Raw genomic sequence first — 23,768 nt, 5'->3', positions numbered from 1 at the left:
TTTTTACGAAAACCTCTGGAGAAATTTTTTTGAATAAAGATATAGCTTCTTCCCATAATAAAACCGCTTTTGTCCATTGATTATTCTCTTGTGATTCAGTAGCTAATTTTATTTTTTGTTCTGCTATATTTTTAATATTTAAAGCTATTTTTTCTTGATTTATTCTATTTTGAATGAAAATAAGTTGTTGTAAATAATTATTTAAAGTTTCCTCTTTTTCTTGATAAGCAATAGTTTCAGGAGGTATTAACTCAATAGTTTTAATAGTTAATTCCCAACTTTGTTGTAAGTTTTCTAACCCCGTTAAATCACTAACTTGTGTTTGTTTATTTTGAATTTCTGTCGCCATCAATTTTCCTTTATTTAACAATTCATCAGCTTGTTTTTCTTGACTAATTCTTGTCTCAATTACTTTTATTTCCTGATTATAACTAACTAACTTATCTTGTTTTAATGAGTTTAATTCTTCTATATTAAGATTATTAAAAATCGCGATCGCTTCCTGAAAAAAACCTTTAATTCGATTCCATTCATCTACAGATAAAGGTAGATTTTTACTCACAGTTTGAGCAGTATTTACTGATTTTAAAGCTAATAATAAATTATCTAGTTGTGTAAGTTTAGTTTGATAATCTTTAATTAATAAAGTAGCATTTTCATGGTATTTTGACCAAAAAGGAATACGTTTTAACTCATTAATTGCCTCAATAAAACCTAATTGTATCTCTTGAATTTGCCTGTCTGTTAAATCTTCCTTAGACTGACTTTTTAATAAACTAGAAACAGAATTTTTTGTTGTAGTTATTAACTCACAATTACCTAAAACACAAGGGCGAGTAAAATAATAAACACCGCCAACTACTCCTAAAGAAAGAATGCCAAAAATAAAGAGAATAAAACTAGCTGAAAAATTAGATATGTTATATTTTTTAGGTTTATTTAAAAATGGCTCACTTTCATTAATAATTTTATTTTGTGTAAGATTAGAAGTAAAATATATCTTATTCACATCATTCAAACTGCGAACTAAAAAGTCATCAATAATTTGATATTTATTAATCACACCTTGAATTAAATTAATAATTTCTATAACAGTATCTTCTTGAATATCACTAATTAAAATTACCAAATAATTTTCTTCTTTAAAACATTCTATTTTCAAAGGGAAATCAAAAGTTAACTTATCATTAATAACCTCTGTCAAAGTTATTTTTAAAATTTCAAAATCAATATTATTACCGATAGCATTTTTAGTCATAGTAAAGAATGAATAATGAATAATTGATATTTATGAAATAGGTATCTTGCCTGTTTGTTATTTTTTATGCCTCATAGATAATTATTTGAATTTTGGCTAACATCAGTTATTAATAGGCAAAATAGTGCGAATCATTTTGAGAATTTTTAACAAAAAAATCTTTTGACGCAACTTTGAATTTAACTGAGGAGGAAAAGGATTTTTGGCTATTTTTTCTTTTAATAACGCATATTCAGCCATAGTTAAAGGTTGATTATCAAAAGGAGATCGAGCTTGAGTTATAATTTCTGTAGCTAAAATTTCTTCAGGAATGTCATCTTCAGGAGGTAAAGCCAACACTGAAAAATTACGGAGAAACATAGTTACTATTAAAATTAAAGTAGTAAAAAAAAATTTAACCATGAAAGATTTTAGCAATAAAAAACTCTCTTAATAAAAAGTAACAATAGAAAAATTAGACTTGATCAGAAAATTTAAGCTATATTATACTATTGATTCATCAAATACAGCGAAGGTAAGGAGGTAGCTATTTCAGAACAACTAAATCTGACGGTTAGTCTTAGAGGAACTCGTGAAGTAAGAAAAAACTGCCAAGTATTTCATTTACTCGGTCAATTAGATGCCTTTTCTGAACCAACTTTTCAGAAGGTAGTATTAAGTCATGCTAAAGAAACCAGTCATCTGATTTTAGATCTATCACAAATTGATTTTATTGATAGTTCAGGATTAGGTGCTTTAGTTCGTATTGCAAAACACCTTGAAGGTACTAAAGGAACGTTACAAATTGTAAGTAACCCTAGAGTAACCCAGACGGTAAAAATGGTGAGATTAGAGAAGTTTCTGAAATTGAAAAATTCTCTTGAGGAAGCACTAAAAGATATACAGTAATTAAATTTAAACCCAGTTTCAACCTTTGTCTCTTAACAAAATCAACTTTGAATCACAGAATTCGCCTCAATCTGACTCCCAGAATGAGGTTATTCCTTACTGGAATTTGATATTTAATGGCGAAATATCGGCTTCATCTTTACAACAAATCTCTCCTGTTTCTTTTGCTTATATTGGTGATGCAGTATATGAGTTATATGTTCGTACTAACTTTTTACTGCCTCCCCAAAAAATTTCTGACTATCACCATCAAGTAGTAGAAAAGGTTAGAGCCGAAGCACAAGCCGCTTATTTACAAAATTTGTACCCCATTTTGACAGAAATAGAGCTAAATTGGGTTCGTCGTGGCAGAAATTCTGTGAATAAATCTCCTCGTCGTTTATCTTTACAAATCTATCAACAAGCTACAGGTTTAGAAACCTTATTGGGATACCTTTACATTTGCGATCGCCCAAGGCTAGAATATTTATTATCACAGCTAGAAATGTCATTTAATAAGAATAAAAAAAAACAAAAGTCTTGAAATAAATTTCAAAATTAAAATTGAACTAAATTTAGTCCAGTTTTTCAAATACAAATTACACAAAAGTGACTTAAAAGAATATTTTTGGTAAATTCATTTTCGGATTCATGTAAATTGTTTTTAGTCCATATTGAGTAGCACTCAAAATATTATTCTTATTATCATCAATAAATAAAGTTTTTTCAGGATTAAGATTTGAGTCTTTGACGACATAATCAAAAATTTTTATATCCGGTTTATGTAAACCAACCTCATAAGAATAATAGATTTTTTCAAATAATGATTCAAATTGATAATCTGTAACGGCTTGATGAAATCTTCGTCTAACTTCTTGAATATGAATAGGGTTAGTATTGCTTAAAATAAATGTCTTTTTTTTCTGCTGAATTTTGGCTAGTAAATCACCAATTTAATTAGGCACATAACCTAACATTTCATTCCATAAATTTTTTATTTCTATCTCTGTCAAATTTAACTCAGTAATATTTTGAACTTTGTTAATAAATTCTTGATCATTAATTAAGCCAATTTCGTATTGATAAGCAATATTTTTCACCTGAATTAATAACTCATCTTCCTTTCTCTTACTCATCTTTAATAACTTAACATAAGGTGCTTCCATATCCACATCAATAATGACACCTCCTAAATCAAAAATAATCGCTTCTATCTCATTTAAGTCCAAGTCTTTCTCTCTATTTAACAATTTATTCATTACTACTCCTTGAATTTAGAATTTAGAATTTAGAATAGAGGTATCCCTCTCCTCACCAAAACACTTTTTAACCTACCCCCTACTTATAAGATTAATGTCCTCAAGATTATGGATTGTTAGACACGGTAATCGATTTGATTTTGTTTATCCTGCTTGGTTTAATACGGCCTTAAGACGTTATGATCCACCTTTATCTTTTGATGGTAAAATTCAAGTTCAAGAATTAGCTCTGAAGTTAAAAAATGAGCCGATAAATCATGTCATTGCTTCCCCTTTTTTACGCACGATTCAAACTGCCCATATTTTAGCCGAAAAACTCAATTTAAACATAAAACTAGAAGCAGGTTTAGGTGAATGGCACAATCCTGATTGGATGACACAAACTCCTGTTATTCATCCCCGAGAAGAATTAGAAGGTATTTATTATCGTATCGATTGGAATTATCAATCACAAATTATCCCCAAATATCCGGAAACTGAAGCAATGGTTTTAAAAAGAATGAAAAAAATTGCTCAACTATTAATTACACAATTTGAGGGCAATTTATTATTAGTTGGTCATAGTATTTCTGTAATAGGTATCACAAAAGGTTTACTCGGTCATGATGTCAAGGTAGATACTTCTTTGTGTTCTGTAACTAAATTAATATTATAGCCACCCTTTTAGCTTATAAATTACTATACCTATATATTCTTTTATAGCTAAAGTTGTGTTATTGAAGTTATCTGAATCTGGAAAAAGGTTAATTAAAATATTTTGCCAATTATCTTCCTCCTGAAAATCTTTTTCGGTTACTAGATAATCTGTCGGTGCTGGAATTACCGTTAGGTTTTGTTTTTCAAAAATTTTTACAGATCGAGGCATATGTATGGCAGAGGTAACTAATAATATATTATTGATATTCAATGGGGTTAAAATTTTACGCGTATAAACGGCATTATCATAGGTATTGAAAGAGTTTCCTTCTTTGATAATAGCCGATTTAGGGATACCAAAAAGTAATAATAATTCTTTCATGTCGTCAGCTTCCGATGGTAAATTTTCACCGCCTCGCCAAGGTATTCTCCCCCCTGTGACAATAATTAAAGGAGATTTACCCATGTTATACAGTTTAGCACCATAAATAACTCGATCTCCTGACTCTGCCACATCTATCATCGGGCGAGGGAGAATCATTGGTTTAATACCACCTCCTAAAATAACAATAGCTTCGGCATTTGGTAAGTCTTCGGCGGTTGAAATATATTGCCATTCTAAAGATTTAACCAGTAATTTACTAAAGTAATAATTACCGCCAATAAATAAGATCATCACGGCGATAATAATGGGAATAGGTAGCCAACGGGGATATTTCCACCATAAAATTAAGCTAATTATCAGCAAGAAGAATACTAACCCTAAAGGGTAGAAAAAAAGCGGTAATAATTTTGATAAAAAAAGAAAATCCACCATAAAAATTAGGAATAAGGAGTAAGGAATTAAAAGTTACGCACCATATCAGCTTATTTCACAAGGAATTAACAGTTACAAGTAAGATGCCTGTTTTACAACTATTAATTAGGGGTTGCCTCATAGTGAGTGGTGTCGTGAAGATAGAGAAGACTTAAGAGGGAAGAGTTTTAATGGTTTTTATTGTTAGAATTTGAGTATGTAAATACATATTACTTACCCAGTTTTTAACTAAATAAGGGGTTTAAACTCCTTGCTAAAACTGCGCATTTTTTTGGCAATGTATTAAGTCAAAACCCTTGATTTTTTTGCTTCTGATTAATTCACCGTACCCTAATTATTAGGAATTACCGATTTTAGGTATGATGCCAATAAAATATCTTTGCCTCTTTCCCCCTTTGCGTCTTTGCGTCTTTGCGAGAAACAATCATACAAAAATTTTAGCAACACCAATAATTGTAGGGCTTAAAATATTAACCCTTTACTTTCACTATTCTTTTGATGGTACTTCTAAAGTCGTATCACCGCTTAAACCGAAGGCTTCATGAACAGCTTTTAGAGCTTGGATTCCTTGAGATTCAGAGACTACACAACTAATTTTAATCTCAGAGGTAGTAATCATATAAATGTTGATCTTTTCTTGTGCTAATGCTTTAAAAAACTTTGCCGCTACTCCTGGAGAGCCAATCATTCCTGAACCGACTATACTTACTTTAGCAATGTTTGGATCTACTACTATATCTTTAAATTTAATCTCGGATTGCAGTTTATAAAGAGCGTTTTTGGCTTGTTGTGCATCTTGTTGGGCTACCGTAAAGGCAATATCACGCATAGGAATACCATCGACTAAACGACACCGCTGGGATTGAATAATCATATCAACACTGATATTTTCTTGAGCTAAGACAGTGAAAACTTTTGCCGCCATGCCGGGTATATCAGGCACAAATAAGATTGCTAATTGGGCTTGATTTTGATCTAAGGCAACTCCTCTGACGGGTACTAAGTTAGTATTTTCTTCGGTTTGCTCTTGTAAGATATTAGAACTATCAATGTCAAAAGCTTCACATAAAGCGGAGATCGCCTGATCACATTCGTCTTGATCAACAATACAACTAACTTTGACTTCGGAAGTAGAAATCATTTGAATATTGACACCAGCGGAGGCTAAAGATTGAAACATTTTCGCTGCAATACCCGGTCTTCCAATCATACCTGCTCCAGCAATGGCAATTTTAGCGATTTTTTTCTCCACTAAAATGTCTGTATTGCCGTTCTCGTCTAATATAGGTGCGATGGCCATAGCTACTGATTCAGCATGGGGTAAAACACCTTTAACCACCGTGAAAGCAATATCGTTACTATTACCTTCATGGATGGATTGAATAATTAAGTCAACATCGACGTTTTGACGGGCAATTTCTCCAAAAAGTTTTGCTGCTATGCCGGGGCGATCGGCAACCCTTAGAAGGGCAATTTTGGCTTGATCTGAGTCAAATTCCACGGCATCTACAGCCTTAGTAATTTCTAATCCCACAAGAGATCTACCTTGATTCGGTGGAGAGATAACTTTAGTACCGAGATCATCAGTCCAACTAGATTTTACCACCAAAGGCATTCCAAAATTACGGGCGATTTCTACGGCGCGAGGATGTAAAACTTTTGCCCCTAAACTAGCTAACTCTAGCATCTCATCGCTAGTAATTTCCGTCATTAGTTTGGCTGATGGTACAATACGAGGATCGGTAGTTAAAATACCGGGTACATCAGTATATATTTCGCAACAATCGGCTTGAAGGGCTACGGCTAAAGCTACGGCTGAAGTATCAGAGCCACCTCTACCTAAAGTGGTAATTTCAAAATCGGTTAAGTTGGTGATTCCCTGAAAACCTGCGACTACAACGACTTTACCTTGTTGTAATTCTCGATTAATGCGATCTGGTTTTATTTCTAAAATTCGTGCCTTACTATAATTAGCTTCTGTTACAATTCCTACTTGTGCCCCCGTCAAAGAGATGGCAGGTTGCCCGATTTCTTGTAATGCCATGCTCAATAAAGATATAGAAACTTGTTCTCCAGTGGAAAGTAACATATCCATTTCCCGACGACTAGGGTTATTAGAAATTTCTTGGGCTAATTTTACCAAACCATCGGTGGTTTTTCCCATAGCTGAAACAACGATAACAACTTGGTTTCCTTCTTTAACAGTGCGGGAAATTCTTTGACTAACCGACTTAATGCGATCGATTGTACCTACCGAACTACCACCATATTTTTGGACAATTAGCGCCATATCTTAAGTTTAAATTATGATAAAAATTTCCTGATTAATAGTAACAAAATTTGCCACGATTCAGATAAAATCTTTAAGTGTTGACTATTATTCACAAAGTTAATGCTAATCATAGCCTAATGTAAGTAATACTATTTCTTCTAACTCCGTGATAGTTTGAGGTTGAAGTTGTCCTAATAAACGAATCAAACTACTTTTATTGAGTACTCTCATTTGATAACATAAAGCGACAGAATCTTGAGTTAATCCTCCATTGCCTTGACTGATTTTTAAGCAGATAGGTAAAACTCCTCGATTTTGATTTGTAGTTAAAGGTATAGCTATGACTATTGTGGAGATTTGATACTTTCATTTGTTATTATATTCATCGTGATTCAAGGGTCAATTATGCCTAAAATTCTTTTATTAACTATACCCAAAAATTATCGATCACAGTCAAGAGATACCCGTGTAGAAGTTGATTTTTGACAATATTTCCTTAGCCCGAAAAATTGATGAACTGGAAAGTGCGATCGCCTCTGGGAATTTACTGCCTTAATTTTAGAAAACTTCTTCATGATTACCAATAGATTCTAAAAAATTGCAGATGTTTCGTTATAGTTTTCTAATTTAAAAATAATCCGAAGCTCATAACTAGCACTACAAACATAAAAATCTTTAAGTTCACCTTTGAATTTATGAGTTTTTCACGGAGGTTGAAATGGATCATCAGAATGATAAAAAAAGTTGTTATTATATTTAGTTGTTATGATAAAAAATATTATAAATATTAGGAATTATTGTAATATAGAACAAATTTTAAGTTTTGATGTTTCAAACCAACCTACTAGCTTTGAATATGCCGATTTTATACAAGTAAATATGTCTTTGGCTTTAGGATTAATTAACCATAAATTATGCCTAAAATTCCTTTATTAACTATACCCAAAAATTATCGATCGCAGTCAAGAGATACCTGTGTAGAAGTTGATTTTTTACAATGTTCAATGTGGAGACAAATGTCTTTAATTAAAAAAGCAGAATTAACTATTGGTATTACTCAAGGTTGTCGAGAATTAACTTTACAAGGAATTAAAAATAAATATCCTCAAAGTACTTCTGAAGAACAAAGATTATTATATAAAAAAATTATTGTAGGAGATCATATAAATAGTGTCATTATTAATAAAAAAATTGAAGAAGATATTATGATTGGTAATCCCATAGAATTAGCATTATTAATAGCTAAAATATTAGAAAGTTTAGAGATAGTTTATTTTGTGGGTGGATCGATTGCTAGTTCTTTATGGGGAGAAAGTCGTGCTACTTTAGATTTAGATATAGTCCCTGATTTAACTTTGGAAAAAATTGATAATTTTATCGCTAAAGTTGAGCCTTTATTTTATGTTAATGAAGAAGCAGTTAAACAGGCTATTATTAATAAATCTTGTTTTAATTTAATTCACTTTATTACGAGTGAAAAAATAGATGTTTTTATCCCTAATCAAAGCTCTTTAATTCAAACAGAAATAGAAAGAAGAACTTTACAACAAGTAGAAAAAAATGGTAATTGTTTATATTTAGCAACTCCTGAAGATATTATTTTACAAAAATTGATTTGGTATCGAGATGGAAATAGAATTTCCGAGCGTCAATGGCGAGATGTTTTAGGTGTTTTAAAAGTGCAGTCAACAGCCTTAGATTTAGATTATTTGCGATCGTGGGCTAAAATAGAAAATATATCGGATTTGTTGAATCAAGCCTTATTAGAATCTGGTTTATCTTAATTTTTTATTTGATTGATTAAGATTAGAAAAGAATAAGACTGTTACAATGGTTATAGCTAAAATCAGATTAATTATAATTCATGAATGTTTCTTCTTCCGTTAAATCCATTGAAAATAAAACCGATTTAATTCCTTGTAAACCTCATCACATTGAAGCAGAATTAATTGAGACTTGTAAAACGCAAATTTTAGCTAGTGATAAGGCGCAAAGAATGGCAGAATTTTTTAGTTTATTAGGGGATTCTAACCGTTTAAGGATACTTTCGGTATTGGCACAACAGGAGTTATGTGTGTGTGATTTAGCGGCAACTTTAGACATGAGTGAATCAGCAGTATCTCATCAATTGCGAACTTTAAAAGTAATGCGTTTAGTAGGGTACCAAAAAATAGGCAGAAAAGTTTTTTACCGCCTTTTAGATCATCATGTATTACAATTATATCGTTCCGTTGCCGAGCATTTAGACGAAACTGATTAGATTATAATTGTGGCACAAGTTGCGGCAATGCACAATAAATGGGCAATAGGCAATGGTAAAATCTTCATTCTAAATTCTAAATTCTTCAGGCAATAGTGATTAAAATTAGCGTTGGTGAATTTATACTGGAAAGATGACAGTAACCATAAAAAACTCAAAACTGTTGTCGAATATTATTAACAGTTACAGATTAAGTGTTTTTTTCGTGATTCCATAATTCATATCTTGTTTCACCAACGCCCAGAAAAGATTTTCCGCTATCCACTAAAAAATGATTTTTGATAGCTTGTCTGCCTAATAACATTCTAAAACCCATCATGTCACGATTGGTTAAAGTTAACTCAATATTCCACTGATAACCGCCTAATTTTACAGTAGTGAGAATCACTGGTCGAAGTTGCATATAGCCTCCTGAATTAGTAACGTGTCGATATTCCAGTAAAGGTGCGATACAATCAATGGTAGTGGTGGTTTTTCGTTGAATAGGATGAACTTGAAACTTGACCATTTCTCGATCATTATCTTTATAAGTATCAATATGTAAAGCGTGTAGTGCTGAAGTTCTTGCACCAGTATCAATTTTAACTTTAATTTTGTCAACCCCTAATGCTGGTAATGCTATGTATTCTCGCCAACCGATTAGAGGTAATTGTTTTTTTTGTTTCATTCTTCCTAATTCGGAGTTGCTGAAAAATAGGTAATAGATAATAGGTTATGATTCATAGAGAATAAATAGATAATAGGTTATTATTTACGGATAAAATTTATTTCCCAGTAGGTTTTGAATTGATGTGTCTAACTATTACTAATAATTCCTCATTCCCATTCCTGATTATTAATTAATTGGCACAAGCTGTACATTCTTCTTTAAAGGAATCTCGTTGCACAATGCGTACATAATAGACAGCTTTACAACCTTTTTCCCATGCTAAAATTAATGTATCATAAATGTCTTTAGCTTTTAAGGCTCTTTCAGGCTCTTCTGGGAAATATACTCCTTCATTCAGATTAAAAAGTAGTTCCATTGAAATTCCTGTATCGATCCATTGTTGAATAACAGCGATCGCCTTTACAACTTCATTTTGATTAAGATGTTTATTTTCTTGATAAAACCAATTTTTATCGCTAATATAAGGGGGTGCAATGGGTACTGTACCTTTTGCCCATTTGTCATAGAAAAAACGACTATAAACAGGCAAAACACTAGCGGTACAACCTTGTACTAAAGATGATGAGGTGTTAGGTGCGATAGCAGTAATATGAGAGTTACGAACGCCAAATTCTTGAATATCATCGGCTAATTGTCGCCAACGAGGTTTATCATAGGCATTTTCTTCAAACCATTCTACGGATTGACAACCCATTAATAATCCTTTACTCCAATCACTACCTTCAAAAGCAGGATAAGCACCTCTTTCTTTAGCTAATTTCATAGAAGCACTGGTGCAATAGTAACCAATATCCTCAAATAGATTACTAATTTCTGAAAGGTTGCTATATCTTAAATTTCTTTTAACTAACCAATCAGCTAATCCCATAGCACCGACACCAATAGTACGATAACGATCATTATGAGCTTTGGCATCAGCAAAAGGTGGTAAAGTAATTTCAATAGTATTATCTAAAATCCTTACTGCTAAAGTGCAAATAGACTCCATTTCCTCTTTTTCTAAGTTGGCAAGGTTAAGGGAAACTAAATTACAGCAGTGAGCATATTTACCAGGAGTAACATTACTAAAACTCTCAGTACATAAATTAACCCCTGGAATATAACCGTCATGTTTATTAGGATTAGCTTTGTTAATGGTATCTTTAAAGGCTAAGTAAGGCATTCCTGTTTCTACTTGGGCCTTCATGATATGTTTAAATAACTCTCTAGCGTTTACCTTTTTATAGATTTTGATTTTTGTGCCAAGATTTGCTTCAATGATACTATAAGCTCTTTCAAATTCTACACCCCATAAAGGCGGTAAGTCAATATTTAAAACATTTTTAACCTCAAAAGGATCAACTAAAGTCCATTCTTGTTTATCTTTAACTCGACGCATAAATTCATCGGGTAGAATAAGCTGAGGGAATACATCGTAAGCCTTACGACGTTGATCTCCATTTTCCGTTTGCATCTCCAAAAATTCAGGTACATCTAAATGCCATATATCTAAACCTACAGTTACAGCACCCGCTCTTCTTCCTCCTTGATTCACCGCAATAGCAGTATCATTGAGTAATTTAATCCAAGGTATCACTCCTCCTGACGCATTTTTTTTGCCCATTACTGAGCTTCCTGTCGCCCTAATTCTGGACACATTTACCCCTACTCCACCACCATTTTTAGAAATTCTAGCAGTATTAGTTATTTCTTGAAAAATACTTTCTAAATTATCATCAATACTCAGAATAAAACAGCTAGTTAATGAACCATTAGGCACTCTTAAATTACCTAAAATAGGAGTAGCAAGAGAAATACGCCGAGAAGCGATCGCCTCGTAAAATTGACGAGCATAAGTTAATCTGACATCAGGGGCTTCCACTAAGCTCAACAATAAACTACAAGTAAGGAAGGCTTCTTGAGGTAATTCTTGAGGCAGAAGATAACGACTACTTAACAACACGACTCCGGCGTAATCATAGTCTAAATCCCAATCAGGGTTAATCCAACTATTGGCTTCGTCTAATTCTTGAGGTGAATAAGTTAAAATTCGTGGATCATATTTACCCTCTTTGACAAAAGTATCAACAGTTTGAACATAATTACCGTAATTATAACCCCGTGTTACCAGAGTATCTTTCCATAAACTCCAAATATGTAAACGTCCTGCAACGTAACGCCAATCAGGCTCTTCAAGATTACACATTTCTAAGGCACAATTAATTAAATTATCCTGAATATCTCTAGTGGTGATGCCTTGACGAAGACGAGTTTTTAAACCAGATTCTAAGGCGATAGAATTAACATCTTTACCGCTACAAGCCCAATTAACAACTTTTCTGATTTTTGCAATATCAAGAGGGGCGGACTTTCCATTTCTTTTCAGTACTTCTATACTGTTTGTTGACTGAATTTTGTTGGGGTTATGATTACCATAATGAACCGTTGACGAATGGGCCAAGATCGTGTTTTCTTGCGTATCCAATAACATTGCTTCTGCCTCGCTTACTTTAAGTATTTCTACTCAAAAAAAATTTACTTCTATTTCGTTCTTCTCTTTTATACCATACATATGGGGTAGTCTGTTTACTCCATACACTATATGTAAAAATTAGTCAATAAAATTAAATACTTATTTTTATAAAAAAAACATAGACAAAAGACAATGAATCATTGATATACAATATATAATAATCAATATTAGAATTTATTTTATAACGATTAGTTGTTAGATCAATATTTTAGTACATAAATACTATTAAATCTAACTAAAATAATTTTCCGTAAGGTAATAATAACAGAATTTTTCGTAATTTAAGAGTTAAGAAAAAATGTAAATTAAATGCGTATTTTAAAACTCTTCCCTCTTCTCAAATCTGCTCTTCCCTACCTTGACGACACCATTATGAGGCAACCCCTAATTATACATTGTTTAATCAGTTAAAATATCCGTTAAATCTAATACAAAATCTGGCAATATATTTTCACCATAAAGGGTTTGAGGATTATTAAGGGTAATCACTGATTGATTTGCTTGATAAACTTCTACTGTTTTGCTTTGTGGATCGATTAACCAACCTAAATTTAAGCCATTTTCTAAATACTCGGTCATCTTTTTTCTTGTTTCTTCAATTTCATCATTTACTGATAGTAATTCAATAACAAAATCTGGACAAATGGCAGCAAATTTGCGTCTTTCTTCTGGGGTTAATTTTTCCCATCTTTCTAATTTTATCCAAGAAACATCGGGAGAACGAATTGCACCATTCGGCAGTTTAAAACCAGTGGAAGAATCAAAACCAATTCCCAATTTATAACGATTATTCCAAGCCCATAATTGTCCAGCAATACTCCAGTTTTTTTGTCCTGTTTCGCTTCCTGTTGGTGACATAATAATTAATTCTCCTTTGTGATTTCGTTCAAAATTGAAGTTTTGATTATGGTTACAAATACTGATGAATTGTTCATCATCAAGAATTAAAGTAGGATTTAAGTTAAGAGTTAAAGTTGTCATTTACACCCTCCAAAAAAAATAATTGCTTAAGAATTGCTTAAGAATTGTTAAAGTTCAATCCCTAATTCTTTCAATTTTTCTTCTAATAATTTTACTCTGATTTCAGACTCATCAGCACGTTGTTTTTCTTGTTCAGCTTTTTGTTTTTCCTGTTCGGCACGTTGTTTTTCCTCTTCTAATTGCCTTTGGGTATCTTTAATTTTTTCTGATAATTCAACATAAGTTAAAAACCGATTTCCTTCCGCATCATAAATTTGTAAACCTTCTAAATCCAGTTCAAATTTAACCTTCAAAAGAGGACTAATAAAACCTCGCATTTCTTCTATGATTTCTAGGCTATTATCCTGTCTTAAATAACCATTCAAATCATTTTTATCTGGATCATAAATATAATATTCTTCTACCCCATATTGTTCATAAAATTTTAATTTTTTGGCCATTTCTTTGAGGGTATTGCCGGGGGAAAGTATCTCAAAAACCACTTGAGGCGTAATATTATCTTCTTTCCATTGTTGATATGAGCCTCTGTCTCCTTTTGGTCTTCCTAATACTACCATCACATCAGGTGCTTGACGAATTGTATTACTACCCTCCACTGGATACCACAGTAAATCACCAGTGATAAACGCATTAGGATTATCAGCAAAAAGTAATTCTAAATTTTCCTTAATGATGACGATATAACGAAATTGTTTAGTATTGTCAGACATGGGTTTTCCATCGCTATCCGGGTAAATTACTTCTGATTTTTTTTCGAGTAACATTGATTTGTTCATTTACGGATTCCTCGATCTTTCTTTTTAATAATTTAGAGTGAGTTACTTTGAGAAAATTTCATTATCTTGACTATAAACTTATCCTCAAAACTGCTCACTATACCACTATAGCTTTTATGCTTATTTTCGCATCTCCAAAAATTCTGTCACTATTCGTTAAAATGCAGAATTTCTTGATAAAATGCGGTTTGGGTCAGATTAATTATAGTGATTTAACTAAATGTCGAAAGAAGTTGCACGCCTAGTTTTCAAAAAAAAAACAATTAAAAAAGAATAATAATCCGATGCAATGGGAAATTGACGAAAATCATCCCCTGTAAAGGTAATTCATAAATTACTCCTAAATTCAATTAAATCCAGAATTTGCTCGAATTGAAATTGACGCACTAATTTAGTTAATTGTTGGGCAAAAATTCCTTCGGTTTTGGGTATTTCAGCAATTAAATTCATAACTTGTTCGGTATCGGCTTCCATGACTGCTTCTGATAATTTTATTAACCATTCTTTTGGCATTATTTGGAATTTTTCAGGTGTTAGCAAAGGTGATTCATGAATTCCCCCTACGGTTAGATTTATTCCATTTTGTGCCGTCATTTCCTCATAAATATATTTAACCCCCAAATGTTTAGTTAATGTCTCAAAAATGGTATTTTCTTTAAAGGGTTTACGGATAAAATCATCACAACCGGCCGAAAGTACGATCGCTTTTTCTTCTTCTAAAACACTAGCAGTTAAAGCAATTACAGCCGTAGCACTACCCTTGACGTGAGATTTAATATATTTAGTGGCTTCATAACCATCCATGACAGGCATTCTCATATCCATAAAAATTAAGTGCGGTTGCCATTCTTCCCATATTGCGATCGCCTCTTGCCCGTTACTAGCTTCTTTGATCTCAAATCCTAAAGGTGTAAGGAGTTTAATCAATAATTGACGATTAATTGGTTTATCATCTACCGCCAAAAGTTTGTAAGTAGGTTGATTTGGAGCAAGGGCTAAAATATGTTTAGTCTCAATATTGTTACTATGAATTTCTTTGCCTAATTGTACTTGAATGGAAAATTTAAAGGTTGTGCCTTTTCCTAATTCACTTTCAACGGCAATATCTCCTCCCATTAACTGTACAAATTGCCGACTAATCACTAAACCTAAACCTGTACCTTCTTGGGCTTGTTGCCCTGATTCTGTTTGACTAAAAGCCTCAAATAATTTATCTAAATCCTCTTGTGCAATGCCTACGCCCGTATCACGAATGATGAAATTTAAAGTATAGTTTTCTGTGGTTTCTTCAGGGAGGGCAAGGGGCTTAAGCCCTTTGTTAAAAACCTTTGTTAATGTTTTAGGGGAATCAACGGTTAAAACGACTTCCCCTTCTTTAGTAAATTTAATGGCATTACCTAATAAATTAAGCAAAACTTGACGTAATTTAAGGCTATCGGTATAGATATAGTGCGGTAAATTCTCCCCTCTATCAATAATTAACTCTAATCCTGCATTAATCGCTCGTAAATGCAACATATCTTCTATGTCATCAAGCAAACGGTATAAATCGAAATCAGACTTATTCAGAGTGGTTTTTCCGGCTTCTATCTTAGAGAAATCAAGAATATTGTTGATTAAGTTCAATAAATACTCACCACTACGATGAATAATACCTGCATTTTCGTATTGTTCAGCAGGTAAGTTTTTGGTGCGCATCATTACCTGAGAAAAGCCAATTACGGCATTTAAGGGCGATCGCAATTCATGACTCATGTTAGCAATAAAGGTACTTTTAGCCTGATTTGCCACTTCCGCTTTATCTTTGGCAACGGCTAATTCTGTGGTACGTTCTTCTACTCGTTGCTCTAAGGTTTCAAAAGAACTTTTTAACTGACTTGCCATGCTATTAAAAGAATCTGCTAAAGTTTCCAGCTCAGAAATCCCTTTTACCTCCACAACCTGATTTAATTCACCTCGTGCAATGGCACTACTAGCCTGACTTAATCCTTTAACTGATTTAATAATAAAATTTGAGGTAATAATGCCTAATATAGTAGCGATAACTAAAGTCAACAAACAGAGTAAAATTGTCATTTTAGTATTAGCATCAATTTCTGTCATAAAATCCGATCGAGGAATCATTGTCACCAGTAGCCAATTTAGGCCATATTCATCTTGATAAGGTTGAATTTGAACGAATAATAAATTATTTTTTGAGTTAACTGTCAAAGAAATTTGGGTTTTAATTTGAGTTAAATCTGGATATTGTTTTTGTAATTCAAAGGCGATCGCTTTTGTTTGTAGGTTTTGACTTTCAGTGACACTTAATAGAGTTAATTTTCCCTTGTCATCTTTAATATAGGGAATTTCTAAGGTAGATGTTGCGATCAAATTCCCTTCTTGTTCAATAATAAATGTTTGTCCTGAAGGGGAAAATTTTAATTCATTTAAAAATGTGCTAAGAGTCCCTAACCTTACACCACTATGAAAAACACCTTGCAAATTTTTCTGATTATCATAGATAGGAAACAATGTATTAATCACTAAGGTTGATGCCGCTTGATCAATAAAAATTGGTCCCCAAGTTTGTTTTTTCTTCTCTTTTACTGTAAGATACCATGGTGTTGATCGCATATCAGGCCCGTTTGTCTTACTTTCTAATAATTTAGACTTTCGTCCATAATTGTCAACTTGATAAATGTTAGTTGTTCTGATGTCAGGAAAGGAGATTTCCCTTAAAATAAAAGTATCCTCTTTTTGATTTTCCCTCGGCGAAAAATACATAATATTTTCTCCTTTTTCATTAGCAAATCCTGTAGCAGATAGGGAAGTAGATAAATTAATCTGTTGCCAAAGATGCGATCGAACTGCTTCAATATCTTTAATATTAAGGCTACCCCGTTGAACAGCTTTATAATTAATTGCCACTGCCTGTTGCTTATTTTGTAGGTAATTATCAAGATGATCGTGTATGCGATTACCAGTTTGATTCATTAACTGATTAGCTAATTTATTGACGGCAGATTCTCCACTGCGAAAAGAAAAATAACCAACTAAACCCACTGCACCAATAATTTGTAAAACAAAGGGAATAATTAACACCAATCTGAGGGAAATTTTTCGAGATTTTGGTAGTTTTTGCTGGAGGCTAATCATCGGTTATTATGAATTTAATAAAACAATTATCTTTTCAAATTAAAATTTATATCACTTTAATTAGTGTATTAAGTATTTGATCAATTTCCATTAAACCTTGTATTCCTCTTTCTCCATAAATAATTTTTTTGAGATTTTCTAACTCATCTTGAGGATTAATTTGTGTCGTTTTATAAGAAGATGCTGAAGACTGCACGATCGACTTCTTGTAAACTAATACTTGTTGAGTCAGAAGATCTGTAACAGTAACTAATAACATAAGAAGTAATTAATTCTCTGACAGGGGCAATTAAACAACTACCGCCGACTAAAACTACTTTCTCAATCTGTTTTTTATTGATGCCCTTACCTATTGACATCTCAATAATTTCATCAAGACAATTCCGTAATTGAGGTAATAGTTGTTGAGTTTCTAATATTTCTGTTAGTTCTTGTCGATCGAACACTATATCATAGGCAATAAAGGTATCTTCATCCAACCAACTTTCCTTTGCTTGTTCAGTATGGGATAGTTTAATCTTAATACGTTCAGCTATTTCTAATAAATTTTGCCAAGCTACGTTACTTAAATCTTTTTTGGCAATGCCTTGTTTTTTCAAATAATCTTCTATCAACCAAATATCAATATCTTCTCCTCCTACATAGGCTTGAGTTTTAGCGATTACCTCCCCTTTTAATTCCTTGACTTGAGAAGAAGATGCGATCGTACGCACTAAACTAAGATCTAATGTACCTCCGCCAAAGTCCGCAACTAAAACTAGGGTATTAGGTTTTTTCACGGCATAACCAAAGGCGGCGACGGTGGATTCATCCACTAACTGCAATTTTTCAATACCTAATGCTGTAGCTACCTCACGACACCAATTCGAGTAACTTTCAAAGCCTCCTACTGGCACGGTAAATATTGCTTGAGAGGGGTTTAAATGCTGTAATTTTAGTTGTTGCCAAATTTCTTGTAAAAATATTTCTGCTACTGCTTCACTGGGGTATTCTTTACCTTCTATTATCCTCGCCGGAGAGCGATATTCGGCGGCTAAATCTCTTTTAAAGGCTTTAAAAAACCGTTCAGGCTTACTACATCCTAACCGACGAGTGCGTACTTGTTCTCCTAATATGAACTCATGTCCTTCTTTGATAAAGACTAAGCTAGGTATGACGGGGATTTCTGACACTGAATCGTTATTAAGTTTCATCCGACTCGTGTTAGAAAAAATTAGTTATGATGAATATATCTAAAATAATAGAAAAAAATGGAAACTATTAAAATAGATCAAGCTGTATTGCACATTAATCAATTACTGGAAATAGTAGCTAAAGGGAAAGATATTATTATTACTAAAAATTATCAACCTCTAGTTAAATTAAGCTCAATAAAACAAGAAAAAAAACGTTCTCCATTATTTGGCAGTGATAAAGATATTATTGCCATTAGTGACGACTTTGATCAACCATTAGACGATTTTCAAGAATACATATAAAGTATAATTTTATAAAAATAAACTAGGGGAAACATGAAAATAATCTGCTAAAGCCTCTGCTTGATTAGCATTGATAGCACAACTACCTTCTTTTATTTTTTTGAGGATTTCTTGACTACCAAAAATGTTCAATAAATCCGAGTCATTAATCGATCTTGCTTCCATGAGGTGTTGTAAAATTTGATTAGGAGTTGCAACATCTAAAGAATGATTTTCTGTTTCATATTTTTCGACTAACATCACCAATAAATCATATAATGTATCTTCTTCGATCGTTCTATTTTGATTAAATAAAAGTTGTTCAATTTCTGTTAAAACTTTCTCATATTCTGCTTCCGTTTCAATAATTTTAGTAGCAGTTTTTGTTAGTAATTCGTTATAAAGATTACGATTGATAGTATGGGTCATTTTTCCATTTGTCCTTATCATATTCACTATGGGTTAATAAATATTTATAATAGATTATTTGTTTTTGATAATCAATTCCTACAATTAAACGATATTTATTTCCTTTGAGATTAAATACTGTAAAATTCTTCACTGCTTCGGCTGTAGGATAAACTGTTTTAACATCTTCTAAATGATTCCAATTAACATTTTTGACTACCTGACACCAACTATCAATAACTTGTTTTATGTCTGGATATTTATTAGCATCTAGCTTTAGCTTTGAAGTGGAAATAATCCTCATAATTTTCCGTCTGTTGATATTCTGCCATAGGTGACTTGACTTTGTTTTTACTTTTGGATACTCTTAATTATACTTCCTTCTCGAAACTGAATTGAGATAAATTTAACCAAGGATGTTTTGTTTTTAGGCTTAATAAAACATTCTGAATTTTTGATTCTTGTTTATCTTTTAATAAATCATAGGCTACAGCTAAGATTTCTTTTTCATTGGTAGTTTCAGCTACTTTTAAAATAAAGTTTACTCCTTCTTAGCACTAGTTCGTATAATTATTTATCAAAAAATAAAAATGTCATACTGAGCGTAACGTAGTGAAGCGAAGTATCTCGGAGATTCCTCTCTATGCTCGGAATGACAACTGATCATCAGAACTTGATATTACAGCAAAATCTTGTATTTGATTAAATCCTCATTCCTAAGTTTTAGTACCCTATGAAGTCTGTCAAGAAATATTAGCAGGGGGTAAAATTGGTTTTGCTATTTCTGCATTTAATAGCGATACTTACTTACAAAAACAATCATCACCTCCTTTTTTTATTCTCGTTATAAAATCTATATTTCTCTTAATTAATTCCGGCCAAAATTGAAAATGATAAAAGCCTCTATCCAACAATAATAATGTTTTACTTTTTACTAAACTAAGAATTTTTTGCTCAAATTTAACATCAGAAGTTTGCGGATTTTCTTCTACCCAAATTTCTACCGGTAACTCAACAGCTAAATCCATAACTACTGCCATTTTTCCGGCTAATTTTCCCCTAGAAATATCCTTAAAACTATCTAACTTTCTGAACAATGCCTCTAATGTTGAACCATCAACTTTTTCATCAACAGTCTATTGCACCCGAAGATCTCAAATTTTGCCATAATATAACATAACCTTGACCATAATTAAAAATTAACATGACTACTGCGAGAAACGTATTAAGAAAGCCATTAGAAACTTGTTGTACATCGCCTATGACGGGATTTTATCGTAACGGTTGTTGTGATACAGGGGTTGAAGATAGGGGGTTACATTTAGTGTGTGCACAAGTAACGGCGGAATTTTTGGCATTTAGTAAAAAACGAGGTAATGATTTAACTACTCCCGTGCCGATGTTTAACTTTGAAGGATTGAAACCCGGTGATAAATGGTGTTTATGTGTAGGGCGTTGGCATGAAGCCTTACAAGCTGGAGTTGCACCTCCAATAATACTTGCTTCTACCCATGAAAAAACCTTAGAATTTATTGCCTTAGAAGTTTTACAAGAACACAGTTTAATAATTAATAATTAGTAGGGGTAATTTATGAATTATGTTTACAATAATTTTTATTATGCAAGAGTTCTAATATTTTTTTATGACTAATACAACGAATATTCAACAAAATAAGGGCACTATTTTACTAATAGATGACTTACCAGAAAATTTACAACTACTCAGTGATTTACTGATTAAACTCGGTTATAATGTTCGTAGTGTTACCAGTGGTAGAATGGCACTGAAAACCCTTCAAGTCAAACAACCAGATGTCATTCTCTTGGATATTAAAATGCCAGAAATGGACGGTTATCAAATTTGTACTGCTATTAAAGCTAATAAAAATTTACAAGATATTCCCATTATTTTTATCAGTGCCTTAGATGATACCTTTGACAAAGTTAAGGCGTTTCAATGTGGTGGTGTTGATTATATTACTAAACCTTTTCAAATTGAAGAAGTTGTCGCACGAGTAGAAAATCAGCTTACTATTCAAAGACAAAAAAAGATTTTACAAGAAGAAATTAAAAAACGACAAGAAACAGAAGAAATACTTTACCAATCTAGGGCGTTAATTTCTAGTGTCTTAAATTCAGCACTAGATGGAGTAGCCGCACTACAAGCTGTTCGTGAACCATTAACCGGCGATATTAAAGATTTTCGTTGTATAATGGTTAATCCTGTGATTGCTAAGGCATTTCATCGACAAGATGAAGAAATTATGGGTAAATTAATATTAAGAAAATTAATTTATCGTCTCAATCCCGATCTTTTTAATCGATTTATTAGTGTAGTGGAAACTGGCAACCCCTTAGCAGAAGATTTTTATTATCCTGTGGGAGAATCTTCTTGGTATCACTTTGTCGCCGTCAAATTAGGTGACGGTTTTGCTATTACTATACGAGATATTACAGTTCGTAAGAAGATGGAAATAGAATTACAAGAAGCTAATCAAAAGTTGCAATTGATGGCTAATTCCGATGGCTTAACCCAAATTGCGAATCGCCGACGCTTCAATGAGTATTTATCCGAAGAATGGCAACGAAATCTACGACAAAATCAACCTTTGGCTCTTATTTTTATTGATATTGACTATTTTAAACTTTATAATGATTATTATGGACATCAAAATGGTGATGATTGTTTAATTAAAGTCGCTCAAGCTATTACTAAAGAACTTGATCGAAATGGGGATTTAGTCGCTCGTTATGGCGGTGAAGAATTTGCCATTATTTTACCTAATACTAACATTAAAGGAGCGTTTAAGGTAGCCGAATCCTTGAGAAATGCCATCAATTCTCTTGCTATTCCTCATCAAACTTCTCTCGTTAGTCAACATATTACTATAAGTTCAGGGGTAGCCAGTATTATTCCCACTGCACAAAATAGTTTAAAAGATTTAATTAGTCAAGCGGATAATGCCCTTTATACTGCTAAAAATGAAGGACGGAATCGAGTAATCCCTAGTCAAAAAGAATCAATGTGTTGATAAAATTTGAGATCTTCAGGTGTGTCTATATCTCTTAATACTGGTAATTGATAAACACTCCACTTCAGTTTATTGGCGATCGCCATAGTTTGAGAAAAAACTTGACTTGTACCCCAATTAATGTTAGTAAATAAGGTTTTGTTCAGTTGATTTAAACCTAAAAGATAATAACCACCATCTTGCGCTTTACCGATAACTAAATCATGATTATTTAAAGCGACAAATGCTTCTTGTAAAATGTGATAATTTAACTGTGGACAATCAATACCAATAATAATAACTTGTTGGTTATCTTGGATAAAAGTATCATCAAAAGCTGAATACATTTTTAATCCTAAATCTCCCTCTATTTGTAAATAATAATTATATTGTTTACCTAACCACCCTTTCATCAAATCTAAATTACCACCGACAAAATAAATTCTAATATCTAAATCTAAAAATTCTTTTAACTGTTGAACTTTTGATAGAGTTTCTTCTGTCATTTGACGGTGTAAATCTGTTGCTTTTTCAGCACCAATAGCTGGAATTAATCTTGTTTTAGTTTTACCAATTTCAGGATAACGAGTAAAAATAATTAGAGATTTTTTAGCAGATAACATGATTAATAATTTTGATTCATAAATTAAAGTTAATAGTAGTAATTTTCTTCAAAGATAAAACTCTGTACAGTTAACGACAAATTTATTTAGATATTCTGAAATTGTAAAGCCGTTTTTTTGACAAAATTAGTCAGGAAATTATTTTCTTTATTTTTCTGAAAAATTAACTGTAATTTCTCTTTAATTTTAGTCATATTTATCGCTTCATTATTATTAGAATCTGTTACCTCGTAATATTCGATTAAACTTAAACCACAAATACGAGTTAAATAAGCCGCACTAATGCCTTGAATAATTCCTCCTGCCACAAAAGTAACAATATTAGTTTTTAAAATAGTAGTTATGGCTTGAGTTGATATTTCTACTATGCCTAATTTAACCATTAATTTTCCTAAAGCAATGGAAATTTCTTGAGCTTGATTTAAGGATAATGACTGTTGATAAATAGTGCTTAAATCCACAATCATTTGAGTATTTATAGCCGCCGTTGCTAATAAATCTAAACTAGAAACAGGATTAGCAAAAGTAGCTGTTGCCACAATAATTTGATAGTTTTCGATTAATGGTAAAGCCTTTTGTTTTCTGATTAAATTTAATGTTTGTTGAATATCTTGTTGTAAATTAATGGCATTTCTATAAGCAGTTAATAATATCAAATTTTCTTTTTCATTATCAACAATATTTTGAAGAGTCTCAGTTAATAATTGACATTCTCCTTCAATAATTTCTTCCCATTCTTTATAATTAGTTTCATCTTCATATTTTTTTATTTTTACTTTCTGTGTTTTTGTAGATATTTTTATCAAATCTTTAGATTCAATAA

26 protein-coding genes and 1 pseudogene are annotated in these 23,768 nt (G+C 32.2%); 8 read left to right on the top strand and 19 right to left on the bottom strand.

What is annotated here, in order from left to right; all coding sequences use genetic code 11:
* Both FWJ34_RS08570 and FWJ34_RS08565 read right to left on the bottom strand, forming a co-directional pair.
* Window positions 1-1,258, bottom strand: a 1,258-nt coding sequence (locus tag FWJ34_RS08570) for a hypothetical protein (RefSeq protein ID WP_308254902.1), incomplete at its 3' end; no start/stop codon positions are given.
* Window positions 1,259-1,360: 102 nt separating this feature from the next.
* On the bottom strand, window positions 1,361-1,660 hold the full coding sequence (locus tag FWJ34_RS08565; protein WP_308254901.1) for a hypothetical protein: 300 nt from the start codon (window positions 1,658-1,660) through the stop codon (window positions 1,361-1,363).
* A 144-nt stretch (window positions 1,661-1,804) separates the two neighbouring features.
* Here FWJ34_RS08565 and FWJ34_RS08560 point away from each other — a divergent pair, with 144 nt between their 5' ends.
* Together FWJ34_RS08560 and FWJ34_RS08555 are read left to right on the top strand one after the other, a co-directional pair.
* Entirely contained in the window at window positions 1,805-2,146 is a 342-nt protein-coding gene (locus FWJ34_RS08560; RefSeq protein ID WP_396231784.1) for an STAS domain-containing protein, read from the top strand.
* Between the two features lie 91 nt (window positions 2,147-2,237).
* Window positions 2,238-2,669, top strand: a complete 432-nt coding sequence (locus FWJ34_RS08555) for a ribonuclease III domain-containing protein (protein ID WP_308254905.1) — start codon at window positions 2,238-2,240, stop codon at window positions 2,667-2,669.
* A 70-nt stretch (window positions 2,670-2,739) separates the two neighbouring features.
* Here the strand turns inward: FWJ34_RS08555 and FWJ34_RS08550 are convergent, their stop codons facing one another.
* Window positions 2,740-3,078, bottom strand: coding sequence for an HAD family hydrolase (locus tag FWJ34_RS08550; RefSeq protein WP_396231782.1), 339 nt, complete (start codon window positions 3,076-3,078; stop codon window positions 2,740-2,742).
* On the bottom strand, window positions 3,079-3,384 hold the full coding sequence (locus FWJ34_RS08545; protein WP_308254900.1) for a hypothetical protein: 306 nt from the start codon (window positions 3,382-3,384) through the stop codon (window positions 3,079-3,081).
* A gap of 94 nt (window positions 3,385-3,478) precedes the next feature.
* Here FWJ34_RS08545 and FWJ34_RS08540 point away from each other — a divergent pair, with 94 nt between their 5' ends.
* Window positions 3,479-4,039, top strand: a complete 561-nt coding sequence (locus FWJ34_RS08540) for a histidine phosphatase family protein (protein WP_308254899.1) — start codon at window positions 3,479-3,481, stop codon at window positions 4,037-4,039.
* Here the strand turns inward: FWJ34_RS08540 and FWJ34_RS08535 are convergent.
* The 3 genes from FWJ34_RS08535 to FWJ34_RS08525 form a co-directional block, all read right to left on the bottom strand.
* Entirely contained in the window at window positions 4,034-4,837 is an 804-nt protein-coding gene (locus tag FWJ34_RS08535) for a YdcF family protein (protein ID WP_308254898.1), read from the bottom strand. The genes FWJ34_RS08540 and FWJ34_RS08535 overlap by 6 nt on opposite strands.
* Window positions 4,838-5,324: 487 nt before the next feature.
* Complete coding sequence (locus tag FWJ34_RS08530; RefSeq protein WP_308254897.1) at window positions 5,325-7,127, bottom strand: aspartate kinase; 1,803 nt, start codon at window positions 7,125-7,127, stop codon at window positions 5,325-5,327.
* A 105-nt stretch (window positions 7,128-7,232) separates the two neighbouring features.
* On the bottom strand, window positions 7,233-7,451 hold the full coding sequence (locus FWJ34_RS08525; protein WP_308254903.1) for a type II toxin-antitoxin system PemK/MazF family toxin: 219 nt from the start codon (window positions 7,449-7,451) through the stop codon (window positions 7,233-7,235).
* Window positions 7,452-8,023: 572 nt separating this feature from the next.
* On the opposite strand from FWJ34_RS08525, the gene FWJ34_RS08520 reads away from it, so the two are divergent.
* Together FWJ34_RS08520 and FWJ34_RS08515 are read left to right on the top strand one after the other, a co-directional pair.
* On the top strand, window positions 8,024-8,893 hold the full coding sequence (locus FWJ34_RS08520; RefSeq protein ID WP_308254896.1) for a hypothetical protein: 870 nt from the start codon (window positions 8,024-8,026) through the stop codon (window positions 8,891-8,893).
* An 80-nt stretch (window positions 8,894-8,973) separates the two neighbouring features.
* A complete protein-coding gene (locus FWJ34_RS08515) occupies window positions 8,974-9,369 on the top strand; it encodes a metalloregulator ArsR/SmtB family transcription factor (RefSeq protein ID WP_308254895.1) in 396 nt (131 codons plus the stop codon).
* Window positions 9,370-9,559: 190 nt separating this feature from the next.
* On the opposite strand, the gene FWJ34_RS08510 is transcribed toward FWJ34_RS08515, so the two are convergent.
* From FWJ34_RS08510 to FWJ34_RS08480, 7 genes are all read right to left on the bottom strand, one after another.
* Window positions 9,560-10,036 carry a RimK/LysX family protein gene (locus FWJ34_RS08510; RefSeq protein WP_308254894.1) on the bottom strand — a complete coding sequence of 159 codons (477 nt, stop codon included), beginning with the start codon at window positions 10,034-10,036 and terminating at the stop codon, window positions 9,560-9,562.
* A gap of 172 nt (window positions 10,037-10,208) precedes the next feature.
* Window positions 10,209-12,509, bottom strand: coding sequence for a ribonucleoside-diphosphate reductase subunit alpha (locus FWJ34_RS08505; protein WP_308254893.1), 2,301 nt, complete (start codon window positions 12,507-12,509; stop codon window positions 10,209-10,211).
* Window positions 12,510-12,950: 441 nt separating this feature from the next.
* Entirely contained in the window at window positions 12,951-13,532 is a 582-nt protein-coding gene (locus FWJ34_RS08500) for a Uma2 family endonuclease (RefSeq protein WP_308254892.1), read from the bottom strand.
* 47 nt (window positions 13,533-13,579) lie between these two features.
* Entirely contained in the window at window positions 13,580-14,308 is a 729-nt protein-coding gene (locus FWJ34_RS08495; protein ID WP_308254891.1) for a Uma2 family endonuclease, read from the bottom strand.
* Between the two features lie 327 nt (window positions 14,309-14,635).
* A complete protein-coding gene (locus tag FWJ34_RS08490) occupies window positions 14,636-17,446 on the bottom strand; it encodes an ATP-binding protein (RefSeq protein ID WP_308254890.1) in 2,811 nt (936 codons plus the stop codon).
* 46 nt (window positions 17,447-17,492) lie between these two features.
* Window positions 17,493-17,642 (bottom strand): hypothetical protein, encoded by a 150-nt coding sequence (locus tag FWJ34_RS08485; RefSeq protein ID WP_308254889.1) that lies wholly within the window; start codon window positions 17,640-17,642, stop codon window positions 17,493-17,495.
* Window positions 17,617-18,639: an Hsp70 family protein gene (locus FWJ34_RS08480; RefSeq protein ID WP_308254888.1), complete on the bottom strand. Its 1,023-nt coding sequence runs from the start codon at window positions 18,637-18,639 to the stop codon at window positions 17,617-17,619. Before FWJ34_RS08480 ends, FWJ34_RS08485 begins: the two co-directional genes overlap by 26 nt.
* 57 nt (window positions 18,640-18,696) lie before the next feature.
* Between FWJ34_RS08480 and FWJ34_RS08475 the strand changes: the two genes are divergently transcribed.
* Window positions 18,697-18,924 (top strand): type II toxin-antitoxin system prevent-host-death family antitoxin, encoded by a 228-nt coding sequence (locus FWJ34_RS08475; protein WP_308254887.1) that lies wholly within the window; start codon window positions 18,697-18,699, stop codon window positions 18,922-18,924.
* A 9-nt stretch (window positions 18,925-18,933) separates the two neighbouring features.
* Here the strand turns inward: FWJ34_RS08475 and FWJ34_RS08470 are convergent, their stop codons facing one another.
* The 3 genes and pseudogenes from FWJ34_RS08470 to FWJ34_RS08460 form a co-directional block, all read right to left on the bottom strand.
* Window positions 18,934-19,332 carry a transcriptional regulator gene (locus FWJ34_RS08470; RefSeq protein ID WP_308254886.1) on the bottom strand — a complete coding sequence of 133 codons (399 nt, stop codon included), beginning with the start codon at window positions 19,330-19,332 and terminating at the stop codon, window positions 18,934-18,936.
* The gene (locus FWJ34_RS08465; protein ID WP_308254885.1) at window positions 19,310-19,615 is read right to left on the bottom strand and encodes a type II toxin-antitoxin system HigB family toxin; all 306 of its coding nucleotides are present in this window, start codon (window positions 19,613-19,615) and stop codon (window positions 19,310-19,312) included. Before FWJ34_RS08465 ends, FWJ34_RS08470 begins: the two co-directional genes overlap by 23 nt.
* Window positions 19,616-20,138: 523 nt before the next feature.
* Window positions 20,139-20,432: pseudogene (locus FWJ34_RS08460) on the bottom strand (transposase); the annotation flags it as partial.
* 83 nt (window positions 20,433-20,515) lie between these two features.
* On the opposite strand from FWJ34_RS08460, the gene FWJ34_RS08455 reads away from it, so the two are divergent.
* Both FWJ34_RS08455 and FWJ34_RS08450 read left to right on the top strand, forming a co-directional pair.
* Entirely contained in the window at window positions 20,516-20,890 is a 375-nt protein-coding gene (locus FWJ34_RS08455) for a DUF2237 domain-containing protein (RefSeq protein ID WP_308254884.1), read from the top strand.
* 64 nt (window positions 20,891-20,954) lie between these two features.
* Entirely contained in the window at window positions 20,955-22,343 is a 1,389-nt protein-coding gene (locus tag FWJ34_RS08450; protein WP_308254883.1) for a diguanylate cyclase domain-containing protein, read from the top strand.
* Here the strand turns inward: FWJ34_RS08450 and FWJ34_RS08445 are convergent.
* Both FWJ34_RS08445 and FWJ34_RS08440 read right to left on the bottom strand, forming a co-directional pair.
* Window positions 22,322-22,945, bottom strand: coding sequence for a TIGR04282 family arsenosugar biosynthesis glycosyltransferase (locus FWJ34_RS08445; RefSeq protein ID WP_308254882.1), 624 nt, complete (start codon window positions 22,943-22,945; stop codon window positions 22,322-22,324). The two genes, FWJ34_RS08450 and FWJ34_RS08445, sit on opposite strands and share 22 nt — an antisense overlap.
* Before the next feature lie 86 nt (window positions 22,946-23,031).
* A partial coding sequence (locus tag FWJ34_RS08440; RefSeq protein WP_308254881.1) for a YcjF family protein occupies window positions 23,032-23,768 on the bottom strand: 737 nt, incomplete at its 5' end.

The organism is Geminocystis sp. GBBB08 (assembly GCF_016743215.1).
Taxonomy (GTDB): Bacteria; Cyanobacteriota; Cyanobacteriia; order Cyanobacteriales; family Cyanobacteriaceae; genus Geminocystis.
The sequence above is the reverse complement of the archived record's forward strand: the minus strand, read 5'-3'. Positions and strand labels throughout refer to the sequence as shown.